17 protein-coding genes are annotated in these 13,365 nt (G+C 63.5%); 7 read left to right on the forward strand and 10 right to left on the reverse strand.

Features of this window, described 5'->3' with window-relative positions; translation table 11 throughout:
• Positions 1–68: 68 nt before the first annotated feature.
• From DC363_RS02025 to DC363_RS02035, 3 genes are all read right to left on the reverse strand, one after another.
• The gene (locus tag DC363_RS02025) at positions 69–407 is read right to left on the reverse strand and encodes a cupredoxin domain-containing protein (RefSeq protein ID WP_108639443.1); all 339 of its coding nucleotides are present in this window, start codon (positions 405–407) and stop codon (positions 69–71) included.
• Positions 408–504: 97 nt separating this feature from the next.
• Complete coding sequence (locus DC363_RS02030) at positions 505–912, reverse strand: hypothetical protein (RefSeq protein WP_108639444.1); 408 nt, start codon at positions 910–912, stop codon at positions 505–507.
• Positions 913–978: 66 nt separating this feature from the next.
• Positions 979–2,481: a CoA-acylating methylmalonate-semialdehyde dehydrogenase gene (locus DC363_RS02035; RefSeq protein ID WP_108639541.1), complete on the reverse strand. Its 1,503-nt coding sequence runs from the start codon at positions 2,479–2,481 to the stop codon at positions 979–981.
• A gap of 101 nt (positions 2,482–2,582) precedes the next feature.
• Here DC363_RS02035 and DC363_RS02040 point away from each other — a divergent pair, with 101 nt between their 5' ends.
• From DC363_RS02040 to coaD, 3 genes are all read left to right on the forward strand, one after another.
• Entirely contained in the window at positions 2,583–3,476 is an 894-nt protein-coding gene (locus tag DC363_RS02040) for a LysR family transcriptional regulator (RefSeq protein WP_108639445.1), read from the forward strand.
• A 51-nt stretch (positions 3,477–3,527) separates the two neighbouring features.
• Entirely contained in the window at positions 3,528–3,965 is a 438-nt protein-coding gene (locus tag DC363_RS02045) for a CBS domain-containing protein (protein ID WP_108639446.1), read from the forward strand.
• A gap of 108 nt (positions 3,966–4,073) precedes the next feature.
• Positions 4,074–4,571 carry a pantetheine-phosphate adenylyltransferase gene (coaD, locus tag DC363_RS02050; protein WP_108639447.1) on the forward strand — a complete coding sequence of 166 codons (498 nt, stop codon included), beginning with the start codon at positions 4,074–4,076 and terminating at the stop codon, positions 4,569–4,571.
• Between the two features lie 102 nt (positions 4,572–4,673).
• Here the strand turns inward: coaD and gap (DC363_RS02055) are convergent, their stop codons facing one another.
• The 3 genes from gap (DC363_RS02055) to gap (DC363_RS02060) all read right to left on the reverse strand — a co-directional run bounded on the left by gap (DC363_RS02055) (position 4,674) and on the right by gap (DC363_RS02060) (position 7,117).
• Positions 4,674–5,687, reverse strand: coding sequence for a type I glyceraldehyde-3-phosphate dehydrogenase (gene gap / locus DC363_RS02055; protein WP_108639448.1), 1,014 nt, complete (start codon positions 5,685–5,687; stop codon positions 4,674–4,676).
• A gap of 100 nt (positions 5,688–5,787) precedes the next feature.
• The gene (locus DC363_RS16930) at positions 5,788–5,931 is read right to left on the reverse strand and encodes a hypothetical protein (protein WP_196778357.1); all 144 of its coding nucleotides are present in this window, start codon (positions 5,929–5,931) and stop codon (positions 5,788–5,790) included.
• Positions 5,932–6,115: 184 nt separating this feature from the next.
• Complete coding sequence (gap, locus tag DC363_RS02060; protein ID WP_108639449.1) at positions 6,116–7,117, reverse strand: type I glyceraldehyde-3-phosphate dehydrogenase; 1,002 nt, start codon at positions 7,115–7,117, stop codon at positions 6,116–6,118.
• Between the two features lie 190 nt (positions 7,118–7,307).
• Here gap (DC363_RS02060) and DC363_RS02065 point away from each other — a divergent pair, with 190 nt between their 5' ends.
• Positions 7,308–7,730, forward strand: a complete 423-nt coding sequence (locus DC363_RS02065) for a DoxX family protein (protein ID WP_241962894.1) — start codon at positions 7,308–7,310, stop codon at positions 7,728–7,730.
• A gap of 26 nt (positions 7,731–7,756) precedes the next feature.
• A complete protein-coding gene (locus DC363_RS02070; protein WP_108639451.1) occupies positions 7,757–8,713 on the forward strand; it encodes a DUF808 domain-containing protein in 957 nt (318 codons plus the stop codon).
• A 3-nt stretch (positions 8,714–8,716) separates the two neighbouring features.
• Here the strand turns inward: DC363_RS02070 and DC363_RS02075 are convergent, their stop codons facing one another.
• Both DC363_RS02075 and tkt read right to left on the reverse strand, forming a co-directional pair.
• On the reverse strand, positions 8,717–9,340 hold the full coding sequence (locus tag DC363_RS02075; protein WP_158270820.1) for a DUF4329 domain-containing protein: 624 nt from the start codon (positions 9,338–9,340) through the stop codon (positions 8,717–8,719).
• A 105-nt stretch (positions 9,341–9,445) separates the two neighbouring features.
• Positions 9,446–11,470 (reverse strand): transketolase, encoded by a 2,025-nt coding sequence (gene tkt / locus DC363_RS02080; protein WP_108639453.1) that lies wholly within the window; start codon positions 11,468–11,470, stop codon positions 9,446–9,448.
• 252 nt (positions 11,471–11,722) lie between these two features.
• Here tkt and DC363_RS02085 point away from each other — a divergent pair, with 252 nt between their 5' ends.
• Positions 11,723–12,226 carry a hypothetical protein gene (locus DC363_RS02085; RefSeq protein WP_108639454.1) on the forward strand — a complete coding sequence of 168 codons (504 nt, stop codon included), beginning with the start codon at positions 11,723–11,725 and terminating at the stop codon, positions 12,224–12,226.
• Entirely contained in the window at positions 12,213–12,605 is a 393-nt protein-coding gene (locus tag DC363_RS02090) for a cell division protein ZapA (RefSeq protein WP_108639455.1), read from the forward strand. Before DC363_RS02085 ends, DC363_RS02090 begins: the two co-directional genes overlap by 14 nt.
• 94 nt (positions 12,606–12,699) lie before the next feature.
• Here the strand turns inward: DC363_RS02090 and grxD are convergent, their stop codons facing one another.
• Entirely contained in the window at positions 12,700–13,059 is a 360-nt protein-coding gene (grxD, locus tag DC363_RS02095; RefSeq protein ID WP_108639456.1) for a Grx4 family monothiol glutaredoxin, read from the reverse strand.
• A gap of 40 nt (positions 13,060–13,099) precedes the next feature.
• Entirely contained in the window at positions 13,100–13,336 is a 237-nt protein-coding gene (locus tag DC363_RS02100; protein WP_108639457.1) for a BolA/IbaG family iron-sulfur metabolism protein, read from the reverse strand.
• Between the last annotated feature and the right edge of the window lie 29 nt (positions 13,337–13,365).

Raw genomic sequence — 13,365 nt, forward strand, 5'->3', positions numbered from 1 at the left:
CAGGGGTTTCACACGGATCAGCCCCCCGATCAAGGGGGGCGGCGTCACGCTTGCGTCAATGGGCGGATTCAGACCACGGTGATCGTGCCGCGCATGGAGGCATGGGGGCGACAACGATAGGAAAAGCGGCCCGGACCGCCGAAGGTCAGGCTGGCGCTGTCGCCGGGGGAGAGCAGGCCGGTGTCAAAGGCGTTGCCGGTATCCTCCCATGCGGAATGGCGCATCCGGTCCTCGTTGATCCAGGTGACGGTATCGCCCGCGTTGATCGTCAGGTCCGCGGGGTCGAAGGCCATGTTGCGGATGCGCACGGTGTGGGTGGTCTGGGCACGTGCGGTGGTGGCCAAGGCGGGCAGGGCGGCAAGGCCGGCGGCGGCGGTGCGCAGGAAGGTGCGACGGGTGGAGGTCATGGGATGTCCTTTCAGGTGCGATGGGCTGACAGTGTCAGCAGAGACCCGAAGTCACGCAATCCCGCACAGATAAGTTTCACCGGGACGTGAAAACCCGTCAAGACAGCGTCATAAGCTCCGATTGGGCGACGCCCGCGATGTCGCAGGCCTGATCCCAGTTTTGGGCGCTGCGGATGAGGATGGCGGTCGAGCTCTCCCAGGATTTGCGCGCCAGTTCCACCATCTCGGTCGCAACTCCCGGAGGGGCACAGAAAATGACAAGCTGTTCGCCGCGATCCTCGGGGTAGAGTTCCGCGATCCTTGCCTGCATCGCGAACATCTTCACCAGATCGCGCTCATACCCCGTCACCTCGCGGAAATCGAACAGATGGGGCATGCCGTGGCGGAAGTCAGGCTCGCTCGTGCAGCGCTGTGCCACGTCGATATTCTCCTGCAGGGTGATGTGCCCCCAATAGCGCACGTAGCACAGCGTGGACCCTTTCAGGATCTTATAGGCGATCGGCATGCAAAAACCCCATTCAAGACTGGCTTGAATGGGGCCTGATTTTGCCTGCGGCGTCAATGGTCTATGTCAGTCCATCGCTTTGAAGTTGAACTCTCCACCGTCCTTGATGCCCGAGGGCCAGCGCGAGGTGACCGTCTTGGTGCGGGTGTAGAACTTGAACGCATCCGGCCCGTGCTGGTTGAGGTCGCCAAAGGCGGATTTCTTCCAGCCACCGAAGGTGTGATAGGCCAGCGGCACGGGGATCGGCACGTTGATCCCGATCATGCCCACGTTGACACGGGCGGCAAAGTCGCGCGCCGCATCCCCGTCGCGGGTGAAGATCGCGGTGCCGTTGCCCATCTCGTGGTCCATCGCAAGCTTCAATGCCTCTTCGTAAGAGCCTGCGCGCACAGTGCTCAGGACAGGGCCGAAGATTTCCTGCTTGTAGATGTCCATCTCGGGGGTGACGTTGTCGAACAGGTGCGGGCCGACGAAGAACCCCTCTTCATAGCCCTGCAGACTGAAGTCACGCCCGTCGACGACCAGATCGGCCCCCTGATCGATGCCCGACTGCACAAGACCTTCGATGTTCTTCTTCGCCGCGGCGGTAACGACGGGGCCGTAGTCCACATCATCGCCCGAGGTATAGGGGCCGACGCGCAGCTTTTCGATCCGCGGCACCAGCTTCTCAATCAGCCGGTCGGCGGTCTCGTCCCCAACGGGAACGGCGACGGAAATCGCCATGCAGCGCTCACCGGCGGCGCCATAGCCCGCGCCCACCAGCGCATCGGCGGCTTGGTCCATATCGGCGTCAGGCATGATGATCATGTGGTTTTTCGCACCGCCGAAACACTGCACGCGTTTGCCGTTCGAGCAGCCGCGACCGTAGATATATTCCGCGATCGGGGTGGAGCCGACGAAGCCCACGGACTGGATCGTCTCGTTATCAAGGATGGCGTCCACGGCTTCCTTGTCGCCGTTGACGACCTGCAGGATGCCTTTGGGCAGGCCCGCTTCTTCCAGCAATTCGGCGAGCATCAGGGGCACCGACGGGTCCCGCTCCGAGGGTTTGAGGATGAAAGCGTTGCCGCAGGCGATGGCGGGCGCGAACATCCACATGGGGATCATGGCGGGGAAGTTGAACGGCGTGATGCCGGCGGTGACACCAAGGGCCTGCCGCATGGAATACATGTCGATGCCGGGGCCTGCGCCGTCGGTGAATTCGCCTTTCAGCAGCTCTGGCGCGCCGATGCAGTATTCGACGACCTCAAGTCCGCGCTGCACGTCGCCTTTGGCGTCCGGCAGGGTCTTGCCGTGCTCGCGGCTGAGCGCTTCGGCCAGCTTGTCCATGTCACGGTTGAGCAATCCGACGAAAGCCATAAGGACCCGCGCACGGCGCTGGGGGTTGGTCGCGGCCCATTTGGGCTGTGCGGCGGCAGCGACCTCAACCGCGTGGTCCAGCTCGGACACCGAAGCCAGCGGCACCTTCGCCTGCACTTCGCCCGTGGCCGGGTTGAAGACATCTGCAAACCGGCCCGACGTGCCTTTGACGTGTTCGCCGCCGATGTAGTGGGTAAGTTCCGTTGTCATGGGGTCCTCCATTCATTCAGGTTGCCGTGACCATAGTCTTGCGTTTGTGTTCGTAAAACCGCAAACATGGCAAAGTTGTTTTGCAAAAATGCAAGGGTGCGATGGCACAGTGGGATGATTTACGGGTGTTTCTGGCGGTGGCGCGGGCGGAAAGCCTTAGCCGCGCCGCACCGGGCTTGCGCATGGATGCAGCGACCGTCGGCCGCCGCATCGCCCGGCTGGAACGGGATCTTGGCGCGGCTTTGTTCGTGAAGTCCCCGCAGGGTTACGCGCTCACCGATCTGGGGGAGCGGATGCGCGACCGCGCAGCGGAGGCTGAAGCCTCGCTCTCGCTGGCGCTGGACGAGGCGCGCGGCGCGGGCGCAGGGGATCAGGCCGGGATGAGCGGACAGATCCGCATCGGCGCGCCGGACGGAGTGTCGAACTACCTTTTACCGCAGGTCTGCGCCGCCATCGGTGCCGACAACCCCGGGCTCGAGATCCAGATCCTTGCCCTGCCGCGGGTGGTGAACCTGTCGAAACGCGAAGCCGATCTTGCGATCACGGTGTCGCGGCCGCAGGCCGGACGGCTGACGGTCAAGAAGATCAGCGACTACCATCTGCATCTTGCCGCCCCGCGCGATGCTGAGATCCGCACGCTGGACGATCTGCAGCACCGGCGGATCGTCGGCTACATCCCCGACATGATCTTCGACAAAGAGCTGGACTATCTCGACGAGCTTGGCGCGCAGAGCGTGCAGCTTGCGTCGAACTCCGTCTCGGTGCAGGCCATGGCGCTGCGCCACGGGGCCGGGGTCGGCATCGTCCACGACTTCGCGCTGCCATTCGCGCCCGAACTGAAACGCGTGCTCACCGACAGCATTTCGCTCACCCGTTCGCTCTACCTTGTGCGCCACACCTCGGACCGTTCCTCCGAACGTCTGACGCGCTTTGCCGACCGCCTCAGCCAGGGTCTGCGGGCCGAGATTGCCCGCCTTGAAGCGCTGGTCGCTTGACAGGGATAGGGTCTGCAAGCGTAGGCTGTTGGTATCAACAAGGAGTGTGCCATGATCGTATCCCAGATCCTCAAGTCCAAAGCCGCGCCCGGTGTGCTGACGCTCACGTCAGATGCTTCGGTGAAAGAGGCCGCCAATATCATGTCGGACAAGCGGGTGGGGACGGTGGTCATAAGTGACGATGACGGCAGCACCGCAGCGGGCATCCTGTCCGAGCGCGACATCGTGCGCGAGCTGGGCAAACGCGGGGCAGAGTGCATGTCCGACAAGGTCAGCGCCTTGATGACGACATCCCTTGTGACCTGCACGCCATCGGACAGTTCTGAATCGGTGCTCACGCAGATGACCGAAGGGCGCTTTCGCCATATGCCGGTGCTTGAGGGCGGGCGGATGATCGGGCTGATCTCGATCGGGGATGTGGTCAAGGCGCGGCTGGCCGAACTGGCGATGGAACGGGACGCGCTTGAAGGCATGGTCATGGGCCATTAGTCCCCCGCGGCCGGACCGGGGGCGCTGATATCCGCGCAGGGCGCATTAGGGTTGCCCTCCCGTCGCATCTGCGGTTGAGTGACGCGCACGACAGATACGAGGCAGCACATGCGCACAGGGCTCTACCCCGGCACCTTCGATCCGGTCACTTTGGGCCATCTCGACATCATCGAACGCGCCTGTTCGCTTGTGGACCGGCTGGTGATCGGGGTCGCGATCAACCGCGACAAGGGGCCGTTGTTCACGCTTGAAGAACGCGTGGCCTTGCTGCAGGGGGAATGCACCGCCCTGTCCGAGCGCACGGGCTGCGTGATCGAGGTTCACCCTTTCGAGAACCTGCTTATCGACTGCGCCAAGGACGTCGGCGCCTCGATCATTCTGCGCGGCCTGCGGGCGGTGGCGGATTTCGAATATGAATACCAGATGGTCGGGATGAACCGGCAACTCGACAACAGCATCGAGACCGTGTTCCTGATGGCCGAAGCGCAACATCAGGCGATCGCCAGCAAACTGGTCAAGGAAATTGCGCGACTGGGCGGGGATGTGACGAAATTCGTGACACCGCCGGTGCTAGAGGCGCTGACCGAGAAATTCGGCAAGACCTAATTTGGCAAGGGCTGACTGGTTATGTGCATCCCGTGCGCGTGACGGGGCATCGCAGAAGCGGCAACAGGCGGCGCTTGCGCGCCGCCCATGCCGAACGCCCTGTTAAAGGTATTTGGCCATCGCCATGGCCGTGTCGCCCATCCGGTTCGAGAAGCCCCATTCGTTGTCATACCACGTCAGGATGCGGCACATGTTGCCATCCATCACCTTGGTCTGATCGGTGGCAAAGATCGACGAGCGCGGGTCGTGGTTGAAGTCCATCGACACCAGCTTCGCATCGGTCACGCCGAGAACGCCCTTGAGCGGGCCGGAGGCGGCGGCGGCGTGCATCATCTGGTTGATTTCCTCAACCGTGGTGTCGCGGTCCGTCTCGAAGGTGAGGTCCACACAGGACACGTTGGGCGTCGGCACGCGGATCGCGACCCCGTCGAGCACACCGTCCAATTCGGGCATGACAAGCCCCACGGCTTTGGCGGCACCGGTCGAAGTGGGGATCATCGACATGGCGGCCGCCCGCGCGCGGTAGAGATCCTTGTGCATCGTGTCCAACGTCGGCTGGTCGCCGGTGTAGCTGTGCACCGTGGTCATGAAGCCGCGTTTGATGCCCAGATTGTCATGCAGCACCTTGGCCACCGGGGCCAGACAGTTGGTGGTGCACGACGCGTTCGAGACGATCAAATCCTCGGCCGTCAGGCTGTCGTGGTTGACGCCGTAAACGATGGTCTTGTCCGCCTTGGTGGCCTTGGCCATCGGCGCCGAGATCAGAACCCGGCTGGCGCCATTTTCCAGATGCGCCTGACAGGCCTCTTTGCTGGTGAAGACCCCGGTGCATTCCATGACAATATCCACATCCGACCACGGCAGGTCAGCGGGGTTCTTGATCGCCGTCACCTGGATCGGGCCGCGCCCTGCGTCGATGGTGTCGCCTTTGACCTTCACTTCATGCGGGAAGCGCCCGTGGACGGAATCGTATTGCAGCAGGTGGGCGTTGGTCTCGACCGGGCCAAGATCGTTGATCGCCACCACCTCAAGGTCCGTGCGGCCGGATTCGATGATGGCGCGCAGCACGTTGCGGCCGATGCGGCCGAAGCCATTGATTGCTACTTTTACGGTCATGGGAGCCTCCTGAATGTGAAACGCCGATTGGGGCACCGGCGGGGCAGGGCAGATGTTGGCGCTAACATCGCACGATTTTCGTTGACGTCAAGGGCCGCGCTTAGCGCCAGAACGCGAGATAATTGATCAGGTCCAGAGCTTTTTTGCCAAGGAACACGTCCGCGTTCAACCCGAGCACGTAGTGGTCGAGGACGAAAAACCCCGCAATCAGCAGGATCAGGATCAGGGCAAGCCGCGTGGTCATAGCAAAGACCCCACACCATTCAGGCGCGCTTGTCGAGTGCGGGTGTGGGGGGGCTGGCGCGTGACCGGTGTTTCAGCGCGCACATAGGGGTGACGGTCCCCCGCCCGGGCGGGATTGCGTTTGGGGCGGGGGGGAATTAGGTATTTTTGAACCAGAGAAGCAGAGGCCGCGCGCCGCCTTGGCCTTAGTTCAGGCGGCCCATGTGGGCGGCGACATCCGCCATCCGCACCGAAAAGCCCCATTCGTTGTCATACCACGCGAGCACGCGCACCGTGCGACCGCCGATGACCTTGGTCTGGTCGGGGGCGAAGATCGACGAATGTGGCGTGTGGTTGAAATCGACCGAGACTTTCGGCTCGGGGTCATAGGACATCACCATCCCCATGTGCCCGTCGCAGGCTTCGGCGACCACCGCGTTGACGTCGTCAACGGTGACGTCTTTCGCGGCTTCAAAGGTCAGGTCCACGCAGGAGACGTTGGGGGTCGGCACGCGCATGGCGGTGCCGTCGAGCTTGCCGGCCATCTCGGGCAGGACGAGGGACAGGGCCTTGGCCGCGCCGGTGGAGGTCGGGATCATCGCCATGGCCGCCGCCCGCGCGCGGTAGAGATCGGAATGGCGACGGTCGAGCGTCGGCTGATCGCCGGTGTAGCTGTGGATCGTGGTCATCAGGCCGCGGTCGATGCCAATCGCGTCATTAAGAACCTTGACCAGCGGCGCAAGGCAGTTGGTCGTGCACGAGCCGTTGGAGACCAGACGATGCTCTGCGCGCAAGTCACGGTGGTTCACACCGTAAACGATGGTCTTGTCCACGTTGGTGGCCGGCGCGGAGATCAGCACCTTGCCGGCGCCGCGCGCCAGATGAATGGCGGATTTCTGGCCGTCGTTGAACTTGCCGGTGCACTCGAGGACCACGTCGCACCCCTCCCAATCCAACTCGGCCGGATCATAGGTGGACATCATGGCGATGGGACCGCGACCAAGATCGAGTTTGCCGTCCTCGACCGTCACAGTGCCGGGGAAGCGTCCGTGCACGGAATCGTAGCGCAGCAGGTGGGCGTTCGTCTCAACCGGGCCGGTGGCGTTGATTTTGACCACCTGAACGTCGTTGCGGGCGGCTTCGGCGATATGGGCCAGCGTGCAGCGGCCAATGCGGCCAAATCCATTGATCCCTACGGTCACGGTCATTACAGGCGTTCCTTCTGATCTCTCGTTTGCCCTGTCATAGGCTGGGCCGCGGATGAACCCAAGGAAAAAGCAGTAATCTTTCAATATGTTAGCGGTAAACCTGAGGGCGCGTCACGGGTTTGCGCTAACACTTTGACTGGGCCATGCCTGCGTTTGCGCTAACGTTGAATGCAGCAGACAGGGGGCGAGGATGAACCACGAGCGAAAGAATCACATGGCCGATGCGGCGGTGTTTGTCGGGCGGCTGTTGCTGGCGGTGCTGTTTCTTGGCGGCGCGTTGCAAAAGGCGGTGGATCCGGCCCCGGCGATGGGCCTGCTGGCGGATCGGGGCTGGCCGAGCGTTTTGATCTGGCCCGCGCTGGCCTTCAACGGGGCGGTCGGCCTCGGGCTGGTGCTGGGGTGGCAGGTCCGGGCGGTGTCTTTGGCTGCAGCGCTCTATTGTGCGGTCACCAGCCTGTTTCATTTCCTGCCCGACGACCCCTGGCAGATGTCGATCTTCGTGAAGAACTGGGCCATCGCAGGTGGCTTGCTGGTGCTCGGGGCCCACGGCAGCGGCCGCTGGGTCTTGCAGCGCCGCAGGGCCACGCTAGGTTCGCAAACAGACGAAACCTGACAAAACCCACGACGCGGAGACCCTGGATGAGCGGATTGATTGCCCTGTTGGACGATGTTGCGGCCCTGACGCGGATCGCGGCGGCGAGTTTGGACGATGTCGCCGGCATGGCCACCAAGGCGGGGACCAAGGCCGCCGGCGTGATCATCGACGACGCGGCGGTGACGCCAAAATATGTCACCGGGCTGGACCCGAAACGCGAACTGCCGATCATCTGGAAGATCGCGCGGGCGTCGTTCTTCAACAAGCTGGTGATCCTGCTGCCCGTGGCCATGCTGCTGCGCTACTACGCGCCATGGTTGCTAGTGCCGCTGTTGATGATCGGCGGGCTTTATCTGTGTTTCGAGGGGGCCGAGAAAATCTATCACGTGCTGCGCCCGCACAAGGACGCCCATGTGGAGGCGGACATGTCCGTTGGCGATCCGGTGCAGCTGGAAAAGCGGCGCGTCAAGGGGGCGATCAAGACCGACTTTATCTTGTCGGCGGAAATCATGACGATCACGCTGAACGAAATCCCCGACGGCAGCATCTGGTTGCAGGCCGCGGCCTTGGCCGTGGTGGCGGTGGCGATCACCGCGCTGGTCTACGGGGTGGTCGGGCTGATCGTGAAGATGGACGACGCGGGCGCATGGTTGGCCTTGAATGGCCGCACCGGGGTTGGGCGCAAGCTCGGCAAGGGGCTGGTCTATGGCATGCCGCACCTGCTGACGGTCCTGTCGACCGTGGGCACGGCGGCAATGCTCTGGGTGGGCGGGTCGATCCTGGTGCACGGGGTCCACGATCTGGGATGGCATGCGCCCTACGACCTGATCCACGGGGTGGCTGTGTCCATCGCCGGCAGCAACGGCTTCGGCGTCTGGGCCGTGACCGCGCTGGCGGACGGCATCATCGGGCTGGCCGTGGGGCTGTTGCTGATCCCCATCGTGACCCGCGTGCTGTCACCTATTTTGGCGTCGGTCACCGGCACGAAGGCGGCGCACTGAGGCCTAGTGCCCGCCGGAGTTGCGGCGGCGCAGGTCGGGGACGGTGTAGCTGATGCGGATCCCGGCCTCATCCCGGGGCTGGAACCGCGGATCCATGGTGATGCAGCCCAGACCGCAGATCTGCCGCGTCGACAGGGTCTGGAAATCCACCAGCCAGACCCGCCCGCCGGGGGTGGAGACATAGCCGTTGATGCCATAATCGAAATCCGACGTCAGATCGATGGCCGAGGGCACTTCGTTGTCATAGCCCCCGCCATAGGCGCCGTGCGTGTGATAGCTGGCGATGATCCCCTGACCCGGACGTGGCTCGGGCATGTCGCAGGTGGCAAAGGTGCCGATACGGGGCGGGGTGCCGCGCAATTGCCCCTCGGGGGTGATGTAGAAATAGCCGCAGTATTCCCGCCGGTCCGCGATGGACGCCGCCTGAATGTTGTCAAGAAACGCCTTGGCGAAAGCATCTACCGCCGGGCCACGCGGTGCATTGGGCGGGGCCACGGAATACACCACCGGAGCGGTTTGCGGCACGCCCGGACCGGACATCGGTTGCAAGCCGGTGGGTGTGGGCGGCGCGGCGCAGGCCGACAGGGTCAAGGAGACAAGGGCAAGCGTCGCGGCGGTGCGGATCATGGCGGGTCCTTCCAAGGGTCTGAGGAAGCCTAGCAGACAGGACGCGGGCCACAATCCATAAGGAAAGTGGCCCGCGCATGTCATATCGTTTTTCTCGTGGGGTTCCTAGCCCAGCAGATCACGGACCTTCTGCGCGGTGGCTTCAGCGGTGATGTCGAAACGCTCGAACAGGACTTCGGCAGGGGCCGATGCGCCGAAGCGGTCCATACCGACGAAACCGGCCTTGTTCTCGCGCCCGCGCTCGCCCAGCAGCCACTTGTCCCAACCGTGACGCACGCCCGCCTCGATCGCGACGCGCACGGGACCGGCGGGCAGGACGCGCTTGCGGATCTTCTCATCCTGCTCCTCGAAGAGCTCCCAACAGGGCATGGAGACGACACGGGTGCCGATGCCTTCGCCCTCGAGAATGTCGCGCGCGGCCATGGCGACGGAGACTTCCGAGCCCGTGGCCATCAGGATCGCCTGACGTTTGCCGTTCTCCGCATCGGCCAGCACATAGGCGCCCTGCGCGGTGAGGTTTTTGGTCTTGTGCTCGGTCCGCACCAGCGGCAGCCCCTGACGCGAGAGCGCCAGCACCGAAGGTGTCTTTTTGGACGTCAGCGCCAGTTCCCAGGCTTCGGCCACCTCAACGCTGTCGGCTGGGCGGAACACGCGGGTGTTCGGCGTGGCCCGCAGCATGGCGAGGTGCTCGACCGGCTGGTGGGTTGGCCCGTCTTCGCCAAGGCCGATGCTGTCATGGGTCATCACATAGACGGTCGGCACCTCCATCAGCGCCGACAGCCGCATCGCTCCGCGCGCGTAGTCGGTGAAACACATGAATGTGCCGCCATAGGGTCGGATGCCGCCGTGCAGCGCCATGCCGTTCATCGCCGCCGCCATGCCGTGCTCGCGGATGCCGTAGTGGATGTAGCGCCCGTCGCGGTTCTCCGGCGTGAAGACGCCAAGATCGGAGGTCTTGGTATTGTTCGAGCCGGTCAGATCGGCGGAGCCGCCGACGGTTTCCCACATGATCGGGTTAACCACCTCAAGCACGCTCTCCGAGCTGGCCCGCGTCGCCGCTTTCTTGCCCGCCTCGGAGGCCTGCTTCTTGAAGGCCTTGATCGTGGCGGAGAGCTTTTTGGGCGCCTCAAGGTTCAATGCGCGGTTGAACTCGTCCTGCTTGGTCTTGGAGAGCTTCTCGAACCGGCCCTGCCAATCGGCGCGGGCCTCGGCACCGCGCTTGCCCATGTCTTCCCACTGGGACTTGATGTCGGCGGGGATTTCGAAGGGGCCGTAGGGCCAGCCGTAAGCCTCTTTCGTGGCCTGCAACTGCTCTTCGTTGGTCAGCGCACCATGCCCTTTCGAGGTGTCCTGCGCGGCGTGGCCCAAGGCGATATGGGTGCGGCAGTTGATCATCGTCGGGCGGCCGGTCTCGGCCTTGGCGGCGGTGATCGCCTCGTCAATGGCGACGGGATCGTGGCCGTCAATCTCGAGCACGTGCCAACCCGAAGCTTCGAACCGTTTGCTCTGGTCGGTGATGTCCGCCAGATCGACGGTGCCGTCGATGGTGATGTTGTTGTTGTCGAAGAAGCAGATCAGGTGGCCGAGCTTCTGCATCCCCGCAAGGCCGATGGCCTCCTGGCTGATGCCTTCCATCAGGCAGCCGTCGCCGGCGATCACATAAGTGTGGTGGTTGACGACGGATTTCCCGAAGCGCGCGCGCAGCATCTCTTCGGCGATGGCGAAGCCTACGGAATTGGCCAGACCTTGCCCCAGCGGGCCGGTCGTCGTCTCGATCGCGTCGGCGAGGAAATTCTCGGGGTGGCCCGCGGTGCGCGCGCCGAGCTGGCGGAAATTCTTGATCTCATCCAGCGGGAACTGCTCATACCCCGTCAGGTGCAGCAGCGAATACAGCAGCATGGAGCCATGCCCCGCCGACAGGATGAACCGGTCCCGGTCGGGCCAGAGCGGTGCCTTGGGGTCGAACCGCAGGTGGTTCTGGAACAGCACCGTGGCGACGTCAGCCATGCCCATGGGCATGCCCGAATGGCCGGAATTGGCGGCGGCGACGGCGTCCAGTGTCAGGGTGCGGATGGCAGCGGCGCGCATCCAGTGATCGGGGTGGTCTTTGCGAAGGGTCTCGATGTCCACGGAGAGCGGTCCTTTATACCATATACCAGCGTTGCGCTTGACGCAGGTCATATCAAGCCCGTGCCCAAGATCAAGGCAACAAGCGGGCTTGGGTGAAGGCTGGGCCATAGTCTGCTGTATTGGCTGGGTTTTCGTGGTTTGCCGCTTTGCGGGCTTTGGCATAGGCTGAAACAAAGCGGGCGCGATTCGAGGCATGGGCCCACGGCAGCAACAGGGCGACCTGCGCAGCATGGTCCCCGAAAGGACAGGCGAATGACCGATCTTTCATTGATTGAAACACGTTTGACAGCCGCGTTGGACCGGATCCGGCAGGGGACCCGGACCCTTGCCGAACGTCCCGCCGCCGCAGACACAAGCGACGCCGAGGCCCGCATCGCGGAGCTGACCGCGAAGCTGGATGAAGAGGAGACCGCCAACGCGCAACTGGTCGAACGTGTCAAACTGCTCAAGGAACGGCAGGACGGCAAGCTGGCCGAGCTGGAAAGCAACGTTGAGGCGGGGCGCACCCGCTCGGCGCGAATGGACCGCGAATTGCAGCGGCTGCGGCAGGTCAACGCCGAGTTGCGCGACATCAACACCCAACTGCGCGAGGCTGTGAGCGCGGGGGTGAGCGAGGCGCATCTGGTCAACAAGGCCATGCTGGCCGAACTCGAGGCCCTGCGCGCCACCCAGTCCGCCGATGCCGCCGAGATGGACGCCATTCTGGACGAATTAAAACCAATCATCGAACAGGAGGCCCGCGATGCCACAGGTTGAGATCACCATCGGCGGCCGCAACTTCGAGGTCGCCTGTCAGGACGGGGAAGAGCAATTCCTGATGACGGCGGCGGCGATGCTCGATGTCGAGGCCTCGTCGCTCTCCACCCAGATCGGCCGCATGCCGGAAAGCCGGATGCTGCTGATGGCAGGCCTGTTGCTTGCCGACCGCACGGCGGGGCTTGAGGACAAGCTGCGCGAGGCCGAGGCCCGCATCGCGGAGTTGCAAGCGCAGATCGACAGCGCCCCGACCCAAGCGCCGGAGCCGCAGCGGATCGAGGTGCCGGTGATCCCCGCCCAGACCGTCGAGCGCCTGTCCGACATCGCCGCCAAGGCCGAAGCACTGGCTGATGAGGTTGAAGCGAAGGCCGCAGGCTAACCGACTGTTACAAGAAAGAAACGCCGCCCCGAGACATAACTCGGGGCGGCGTTTTATTGTGTCCGGTGCGGCGCGGCGCGCCCCCGTGATCCAATCAGGCGTTGGCTTCGCGGATCTTGTCGGCGGCGTCCTTGTCGAAGGTCACGCCATTTTCGCTGAACAGGGTGTCCAGCTCACCGGAAAGCGTCATTTCCGTAATGATGTCGCAGCCGCCGACGAATTCGCCTTTGACGTAAAGCTGCGGGATCGTGGGCCAGTCGGAATAGTCCTTGATGCCCTGCCGGATTTCTTCATCCGCCAGCACGTTCACGTCCTGATATTCGACACCCATGAAATTCAGCACGCCCGCCACGCGGGACGAGAACCCGCACTGCGGCATGGATTTCGTGCCCTTCATGAACAACACCACGTCGTTGTTGGTCACGGTTTCCTTGATCTGGGTTTCTGCGGTCATAGTCTGTCCTTTAAGTCGGTGTCGTCCGCATGATGCGGAATTAGCTGGGGGCCTTGGTCGTCAGGGCCAATGCGTGAAGCTCACCATTAGAGCCGTCCATCTTGCCCTTGAGCGCGGCATAAACGGCGCGTTGTTGCTGCACGCGGTTCTTACCGGCGAAGCTCGCGTCGATGACTTCGGCGGCGAAATGCGCGCCGTCGTCGCCTTGCACGGTGATCTTCGCGTCGGGAAACGCCTCCCGCAGCAGGGTTTCGATTTCATGGGCAGTGATGGGCATAGAAATTTCCTGTCGTTTGGCGTGAATGT

The organism is Thalassorhabdomicrobium marinisediminis, from assembly GCF_003072065.1.
Lineage (GTDB): Bacteria > Pseudomonadota > Alphaproteobacteria > Rhodobacterales > Rhodobacteraceae > Octadecabacter > Octadecabacter marinisediminis.

Excerpts from the sequence above, each read along its gene's own strand:
- gap (WP_108639448.1), bottom strand. The coding sequence starts at position 5,687 with ATGACCGTAAAAGTAGCAATCAATGGCTTCGGCCGCATCGGCCGCAAC.
- DC363_RS02035 (WP_108639541.1), bottom strand. The coding sequence starts at position 2,481 with ATGACAACGGAACTTACCCACTACATCGGCGGCGAACACGTCAAAGGC.
- gap (WP_108639449.1), bottom strand. The coding sequence starts at position 7,117 with ATGACCGTGACCGTAGGGATCAATGGATTTGGCCGCATTGGCCGCTGC.
- DC363_RS02075 (WP_158270820.1), bottom strand. The coding sequence starts at position 9,340 with ATGATCCGCACCGCCGCGACGCTTGCCCTTGTCTCCTTGACCCTGTCG.
- DC363_RS02025 (WP_108639443.1), bottom strand. The coding sequence starts at position 407 with ATGACCTCCACCCGTCGCACCTTCCTGCGCACCGCCGCCGCCGGCCTT.
- coaD (WP_108639447.1), top strand. The coding sequence starts at position 4,074 with ATGCGCACAGGGCTCTACCCCGGCACCTTCGATCCGGTCACTTTGGGC.
- DC363_RS02065 (WP_241962894.1), top strand. The coding sequence starts at position 7,308 with ATGAACCACGAGCGAAAGAATCACATGGCCGATGCGGCGGTGTTTGTC.
- DC363_RS02085 (WP_108639454.1), top strand. The coding sequence starts at position 11,723 with ATGACCGATCTTTCATTGATTGAAACACGTTTGACAGCCGCGTTGGAC.
- grxD (WP_108639456.1), bottom strand. The coding sequence starts at position 13,059 with ATGACCGCAGAAACCCAGATCAAGGAAACCGTGACCAACAACGACGTG.
- DC363_RS16930 (WP_196778357.1), bottom strand. The coding sequence starts at position 5,931 with ATGACCACGCGGCTTGCCCTGATCCTGATCCTGCTGATTGCGGGGTTT.
- DC363_RS02040 (WP_108639445.1), top strand. The coding sequence starts at position 2,583 with ATGGCACAGTGGGATGATTTACGGGTGTTTCTGGCGGTGGCGCGGGCG.
- DC363_RS02100 (WP_108639457.1), bottom strand. The coding sequence starts at position 13,336 with ATGCCCATCACTGCCCATGAAATCGAAACCCTGCTGCGGGAGGCGTTT.
- DC363_RS02045 (WP_108639446.1), top strand. The coding sequence starts at position 3,528 with ATGATCGTATCCCAGATCCTCAAGTCCAAAGCCGCGCCCGGTGTGCTG.
- DC363_RS02030 (WP_108639444.1), bottom strand. The coding sequence starts at position 912 with ATGCCGATCGCCTATAAGATCCTGAAAGGGTCCACGCTGTGCTACGTG.
- DC363_RS02070 (WP_108639451.1), top strand. The coding sequence starts at position 7,757 with ATGAGCGGATTGATTGCCCTGTTGGACGATGTTGCGGCCCTGACGCGG.
- DC363_RS02090 (WP_108639455.1), top strand. The coding sequence starts at position 12,213 with ATGCCACAGGTTGAGATCACCATCGGCGGCCGCAACTTCGAGGTCGCC.